Annotated in this window: 8 protein-coding genes; 7 read left to right on the top strand and 1 reads right to left on the bottom strand. The window is 69.4% G+C overall.

What is annotated here, in order from left to right; genetic code table 11:
• From FV223_RS17565 to FV223_RS17545, 6 genes are all read left to right on the top strand, one after another.
• A partial coding sequence (locus FV223_RS17565) for a FliI/YscN family ATPase (RefSeq protein WP_147728233.1) occupies positions 1-1,007 on the top strand: 1,007 nt, incomplete at its 5' end.
• A gap of 86 nt (positions 1,008-1,093) precedes the next feature.
• Entirely contained in the window at positions 1,094-1,501 is a 408-nt protein-coding gene (gene fliJ / locus FV223_RS17560; protein WP_147728232.1) for a flagellar export protein FliJ, read from the top strand.
• 173 nt (positions 1,502-1,674) lie between these two features.
• Positions 1,675-2,727: a lysylphosphatidylglycerol synthase domain-containing protein gene (locus tag FV223_RS17555; RefSeq protein ID WP_147728231.1), complete on the top strand. Its 1,053-nt coding sequence runs from the start codon at positions 1,675-1,677 to the stop codon at positions 2,725-2,727.
• A gap of 12 nt (positions 2,728-2,739) precedes the next feature.
• Positions 2,740-2,877: a hypothetical protein gene (locus tag FV223_RS31875; protein WP_243937753.1), complete on the top strand. Its 138-nt coding sequence runs from the start codon at positions 2,740-2,742 to the stop codon at positions 2,875-2,877.
• Positions 2,878-2,901: 24 nt separating this feature from the next.
• Positions 2,902-3,303, top strand: coding sequence for a hypothetical protein (locus FV223_RS17550; protein ID WP_246689710.1), 402 nt, complete (start codon positions 2,902-2,904; stop codon positions 3,301-3,303).
• Positions 3,300-3,821, top strand: a complete 522-nt coding sequence (locus tag FV223_RS17545) for a hypothetical protein (protein WP_246689709.1) — start codon at positions 3,300-3,302, stop codon at positions 3,819-3,821. The genes FV223_RS17550 and FV223_RS17545 overlap by 4 nt, the downstream gene beginning before the upstream one ends.
• On the opposite strand, the gene flhA is transcribed toward FV223_RS17545, so the two are convergent.
• Complete coding sequence (gene flhA / locus FV223_RS17540) at positions 3,733-5,880, bottom strand: flagellar biosynthesis protein FlhA (RefSeq protein ID WP_147728230.1); 2,148 nt, start codon at positions 5,878-5,880, stop codon at positions 3,733-3,735. The two genes, FV223_RS17545 and flhA, sit on opposite strands and share 89 nt — an antisense overlap.
• Positions 5,881-6,077: 197 nt before the next feature.
• On the opposite strand from flhA, the gene FV223_RS17535 reads away from it, so the two are divergent.
• The coding region (locus tag FV223_RS17535; RefSeq protein ID WP_348644803.1) for a general stress protein at positions 6,078-6,309 on the top strand (232 nt) is incomplete at its 3' end.

Here is a 6,309-nt window from a genome sequence, read left to right as displayed (position 1 = left end):
ATGCGCTGGGCCGCCCGGTGGACGGCCTCGGCCCGCTCGCCAGCGGGCCGGAGATCTACCCGCTGCGGGCCGACCCGCCGCCCGCCCATGCCCGACGCCGCGTCGGGACGCCACTCGATCTCGGGGTGCGCTGCCTCAACACCTTCCTGACGATGTGCGCCGGGCAGCGCATGGGCATCTTCGCCGGCTCCGGCGTCGGCAAGTCCGTGCTGCTGTCGATGCTCGCCCGCTACACCGCCGCCGACGTCGCGGTGATCGGTCTCGTGGGCGAGCGCGGCCGCGAGGTTCAGGAATTCCTGCAGGACGACCTCGGCGCCGCCGGCCTCGCCCGGTCCGTGGTCGTGGTCGCGACCTCGGACGAGCCGGCCCTGATGCGCCGGAACGCCGCCTACGTGACCCTCTCCGTCGCCGAGCATTTCCGCGATCAGGGCGCCAAGGTGCTGTGCATGATCGATTCGATCACGCGCTTCGCCATGGCCCAGCGCGACATCGGCCTCGCCGCCGGCGAGCCGCCGACCGCCAAGGGCTACACCCCGACGGTGTTCTCGGAGCTGCCGCGCCTGCTCGAGCGCGCCGGCCCCGGCGTGGGGGAGGGGACGATCTCGGCGCTGTTCACGGTTCTGGTGGAGGGCGACGACCACAACGAGCCGGTGGCGGATGCGGTGCGCGGCATCCTCGACGGGCACATCGTGATGGAGCGCTCCATCGCCGAGCGCGGGCGCTATCCGGCGGTGAACGTGCTGCGCTCGGTCTCGCGCACCATGCCGCGGTCCTGCGACCCGGCCTTCCTCCCGGTGGTGCGGCGGGCGCGCAAGCTGCTCGCGACCTTCGCCGACATGGAGGAGCTGATCCGCCTCGGCGCCTACCGCGCCGGCGCCTCGGCCGAGGTCGACGAGGCGGTGGCGCTCATGCCGCGATTGGAGGCTTTTCTGGGGCAGGGTAAGGAAGAAGCAACCTCCATCGGCGATGGTTACGCACGGCTCGCGGAGATCGTGGGCGGTTCCTGAGACGTGCGGTGCGGCGGCCCTTCGCCGCCTCCGCTCCTCGGGTCATATGCCTGGATCTCCTGCGTTGTGTGGAGTGAGCGTATCCCATGAAATCGCGTGACACGCTGATCCGGCTGCGCCGCTTTCAGGTCGACGAGAAGCGCCGCCGCGTCACCCAGATCGAGATGATGATGGCCGACTTCCAGCGCATGGCGATGGAGCTCGACCGCGAGGTCGTCCACGAGGAGGCCCGCGCCGGTATCACCGACATCGGGCATTTCGCCTACCCGACCTACGCCCGCGCCGCCGCCACGCGCCGGGACAACATGCGCCAATCGGCGATCGCCCTGGAAGGCCAGCTCGCCGAGGCCAAGGCTGAGCTCGGCGAGGCGTTCGAGGACCTGAAGAAGGTCGAGATCCTCGACGATCGCGAGCGCTCGGCCGAGCGCGCTGCGGAAGCCGTCCGCGAGCAGGCGGCGATGGACGGGATCGGCCTCGCCCGCGCCCGCGCCTGAGGCGAGCCGCGCCCCAGCGCCTCAGGCGCGGGCGCGTCCGCGCGAGAGGCAAGGCGGCACGAAACCGTCATGATCCGATGACATCAGACCGCGCAGGCGCGCTCCCGCGGGCGTGCTTGCGATGCGTCGCGTCCTGACGCATCAGGGGCGTTCCCCCCGAGGTGTCGGTGTCCATGAAGAAGATCAGCGATTTCATCTGGCCGATCGTCGGCCTCGCCGCGGTGATCGTCTCCGGATACCTGCTGTTTCGTGAATTGCGCGGCATCTCGCTGTCAGAGATCAAGGGTAGCCTCGCCGCCATCCCGCCGCACCGCTTCCTGCTCGCCGCCCTGTCGACGCTGGTCGCGTACGCCGCTTTGGCTTGGTACGACCGGATCGCGCTGCTGCATCTCGGCGTGACGCACATCTCAACGTTCTTCGTCTCGGTCTGCTCCTTCACCACCTACGCGCTGTCGCACAACATCGGCGCCTCGGTGTTCTCCGGGGCGGTGGTGCGCTACCGCGCCTACACCGCCAAGGGCCTGTCGGCCGCGCAGGTCGCGGTGCTCGTGGCCCTGTGCTCCTTCACCTTCGGCCTCGGGACGATCCTGCTCGGCGGCTTCGTGCTCGTCGCGCTCCCCGATACCCTGACGCGCCTCCAGGGCTACCTGCCGGCGATCCTCACCAACCCGAGCACCGCCCGCACCCTCGGCGCTGTCCTGCTCGGCGCGGTCGCGCTCTACATCGCCGGCTCGCTGCTCCGGCTGAAGCCGCTGACGATCCGGTCGTTCAAGCTCGAGTACCCGCGCCCGCCGATCATGATCCGGCAGATCATCGCGGCCCCGCTGGAGCTGCTGGGGGCCGCCGGCATCATCTATTTCGCGCTGCCCGAGGCGCACAATCCCGGCTTCCTCGTGGTCCTTGCGGTCTTCCTCGCCTCGTTCTCGGCGGCGCTGGTCTCGAACGCGCCGGGCGGCCTCGGCGTGTTCGAGCTGGTCTTCGTGGTGGCGATGCCCGACATCGCTCGGCCCTCGATCATCGCCGCGCTCCTCGTCTTCCGGATGTTCTATTTCTGGCTTCCGTTCCTGATCTCGGTGATCGTGGTGCTGCTCTACGAGCGCAACCGCCTGGCCGGCGCCCTGCGCGGGACCGGGACGTCGGCAGCCCCCACGCCGGACCCGCCGCTCGTCGCGCCCGGCCTCGATCCGGCGAAGATCGAGCGGGACCTGAAGCAGAAGACGGTGTGAGAGACAGGGCTTATGGCGCAACCGCTCGGCCACGAGCGCTTGCGGCAGGCCCTTGAGGCCCTTGGAGCGGATCTGGCCGCGCGCGGCCTTTTCGTCGAACTGGCCGTGCACCGTGGCGGCGCTCTGATCCTTCGCGTCGCATGGCGGTGATCGACGCGGGACGTCGACGCGGTGGTGCGGGAAGGTTTCGACGAGGCGACGCTCGCGCCATCCGTCGCCCGGGTCGCCGGGCTGATGGGCCTCGATCCCGACTGGCTCAACAATGCCGTCGGCATGTTCACGCCCCTCGACGAGCCCGAGAGCTTGTTCGATGTGTCGGGCACCTATCCCAGCGAGGGCCCCCCGGGGCTGAGGACGCTCGTGGCCCGTCCGCACTATCTCCTCGCCATGAAGCTCCGCGCCCTGAGCAGCCTCGATCGCGGAACGCGCGACATGGACGATGCCCGCGCGCTCGCCGCCCATCTCGGGATCCTCGACCTGGAAAGCCTGCACGCCCTCTACGCGTCGATCTACGACGAAGCCCCGCCGATCGATGCGCAACTCCGCTTTCCGGGCGTCCTGGACGCGTCGCCGTGAGACCCGCCACGCTGCACGCGCTCGCCATCCGCATCCGCGAGGATGGCGAATGGGATCATCACAGCCGCGAGTTTCTCGACGCATTCTACGCGCTCGACGGCGAGATCGAGCGCCAGGCGGCGATGATCGCCGGCGATCCCGGACTCGTCGGCGATCGGCGCGCGGACGCCTATCTCGGTGCGATCGCCGAGCATCTTGTACGCCGTTGGGGATTGCCGATCCCCGGATGGGTGCGGGACGACGCGCGTTACCTCACCACGGCGTGGTTCCTGCCGGACGAGCCGAACCTGCGCGACTACCTGCTCTGCGCGAGCCCGGTCGCCTTCCGGGTTCGCCTGATCTTCATGGGTCCGGACCCGCTGCAACGCGCGCGATTTCCCTATCGCCGCGGCGTTCGAAGCCTGCCGCTCGATTATCCGCCGCCGGACCTCAGACCGAGCCGACGTTGCGAAGCCGCGCCCGCGCGTGAATTTCCGCCTGGCTCATCACCGGCGTCTCGCGGCGGAAGCGCTCGATGATCGAGCGGACGAACGGCCGGGCCTGGACCGAGGTGACGAGCACCGGCATCTCGCCCATGCGGGCGGCGGTCTCGAACCGGTCGCGCACCGTCTGCACGAATTCGGTGAGCTTCGAGGGCTGCATCGCCAGGTAGCGCTCGTCGCGCTCGCCGACGATCGAATCGAGGAAGGCCTGCTCCCAGGCCGGCGACAGGGTGATGATCGGCAGCATGCCGTCGGCGCCCTGATACTGCGCACAGATCTGGCGGCCGAGCCGCGCGCGGACGTGCTCGACGATGTCGCGCGGGTTCTTGATCGATCCGGCGACCTCGGCGATGCCCTCGACGATGGCGCCGAGGTCGCGGATCGAGACGCGCTCGGCCAGCAGGAACTGCAGCACCCGCTGGATGCCGGTGGTGTTGATCTGCGAGGGCACGACCTCCTTGACCAGGTCGGCGTGCTCCTTGGACAGCTCGCGCAGCAGCTTCGAGACCTCGACGTGGTTGAGAAGTTCCGAGACGTGCGCCTTGATGATCTCGGTGAGGTGCGTCGAGACGACGGTGGCCGCATCGACGACCGTGTAGCCCTTGAGCTGGGCCTGATCGCGCAGGGACGCGTCGATCCAGGTCGCCGGCAGGCCGAAGGTCGGCTCCAGCATGTGCTGGCCGGGAAGCTGCACCTGCCCGCCCATCGGGTCCATCGCCATGAACTGGCCGGGGAAGATCTGGCCGGTTCCGGCCTCGATCTCCTTCACGCGCACGACGTACGCGTTGGCATCGAGCTGGACGTTGTCGAGGATCCGAACGGAGGGCATGACGAAGCCGAGATCGGCCGCCAGCTGCCGGCGCAGCGCCTTGATCTGGTCGGTCAGCCGGTCCTGTCCCTCGCCGTTGACGAGGGCGAGGAGGGCGTAGCCCATCTCGAGCTTGAGCTCGTCGAGCTTCAGGAGGTCGGTGACCGTCTCCTCCTTCTCCTTGGCCGCGGCCGCCACCGCCGCCGCGTCCATCGGCACGCCGGCGGCATCGAGCGGGGGCGCCTCGCGGGCGGTCTTCGCGAACCGCCAGGCGGCGTAGCCGGAGGCGCCGGCGAGGGCGAGGAACGGAAGCATCGGCATGCCGGGCATCAGCGCGATCAGCACCATCACGCCCGAGGACATGCCGAGCGCCTTCGGGTAGTTGGCGAGCTGCTTGCCGAGCGCCTTGTCGGCCGAGCCCTTCACGCCGGCCTTCGAGACGAGGATGCCGGCCGCGGTCGAGACGATCAGCGCCGGAACCTGCGAGGCGAGGCCGTCGCCGATGGTGAGCAGGGTGTAGCTCTTGGCCGCCGCGCCGATCGCCATGTCCTGCTGCGCGACGCCGATGATGATGCCGCCGACAACGTTGATGAAGGTGATGAGCAGGGCCGCGATCGCGTCGCCGCGGACGAACTTCGAGGCGCCGTCCATGGCGCCGAAGAACGACGATTCCTCCTCGAGCGCCGAGCGCCGCGCCTTGGCGACCTTCTCGTCGATCAGGCCGGCCGAGAGGTCCGCGTCGATCGCCATCTGCTTGCCGGGCATCGCGTCGAGGGTGAACCGCGCCGCGACCTCGGCGATGCGGCCCGAGCCCTTGGTGATCACGACGAAGTTCACGATGATCAGGATCGCGAACACGATGATCCCGATGACGAAGTTGCCGCCCATCACGAAGTTGCCGAAGGCTTCGATCACGTGGCCGGCCGCCGCCGTGCCCTCGTGACCGTGCCCGAGGATCAGCCGGGTCGAGGCGAGGTTGAGCGCCAGCCGCAGCATGGTCGCCATCAGCAGCAGCGTCGGGAAGACGGTGAACTCGAGCGGGTTGTCGATGAACAGCCCGGTCATCATGATCAGCACCGACATGATGATCGACACGGCGAGCAGCAGGTCGAGCAGCACCGACGGCAGCGGGAAGATCAGCACCGCGAGGATGCCCATCACCGCGGTGGCGAAGAACAGGTCGGTGCGCTTGGTGAGCGCATCGAGGCTGGCGCGGTTCGGCATCGAGAAGCCGGCGAGCGCCGACAGGCCTCCGCTCCGCTCCGACGCGATCGCCGTCTCGCTCATGTCCACCGCTCCCGCCCGCGATAGGCGGACCCGGCAAGATCTGCCGGGCGGATGGTTAGCGGCGCCTTAACGGACGCGATCGATGCCTAAGGCCAAGCTGGAACCCGGCTCGGATCCCGGGGCTTGAACGGGCTCGGGATCGGGCCCGCCGTCCAGGCGGGTTGCGCGATCCGAGGTTCGACACCGGAGGAATGCCCATGGCGATGCGAGCCATCACCGCCCTGTTCGACGATTACGACGCGGCAGCCCGCGCGGTCGACAAGCTCGAGGCCGAGGGCATTCCGCACGGCGACATCAGCATCGTCGCGAACAACGCCGAGGATCGGCACGCCGGGCGCTTGGCCCCCGTCGGGGATCCGACGCGCTCGTCCGACCCGAACGACGCCAACGTCGGAGGCGCCGGCACCGGCGCGACGCTCGGCACCGTGC

This window comes from Methylobacterium sp. WL116 (assembly GCF_008039455.1).
In the GTDB taxonomy this organism is placed as follows: domain Bacteria; phylum Pseudomonadota; class Alphaproteobacteria; order Rhizobiales; family Beijerinckiaceae; genus Methylobacterium.
The sequence above is the reverse complement of the archived record's forward strand: the minus strand, read 5'-3'. Positions and strand labels throughout refer to the sequence as shown.

What these genes read in the sequence shown, in the direction of transcription:
- flhA (WP_147728230.1), bottom strand. Translation starts at nt 5,880, where the DNA reads ATGAGCGAGACGGCGATCGCGTCGGAGCGGAGCGGAGGCCTGTCGGCG.
- FV223_RS31875 (WP_243937753.1), top strand. Translation starts at nt 2,740, where the DNA reads ATGGCGCAACCGCTCGGCCACGAGCGCTTGCGGCAGGCCCTTGAGGCC.
- fliJ (WP_147728232.1), top strand. Translation starts at nt 1,094, where the DNA reads ATGAAATCGCGTGACACGCTGATCCGGCTGCGCCGCTTTCAGGTCGAC.
- FV223_RS17555 (WP_147728231.1), top strand. Translation starts at nt 1,675, where the DNA reads ATGAAGAAGATCAGCGATTTCATCTGGCCGATCGTCGGCCTCGCCGCG.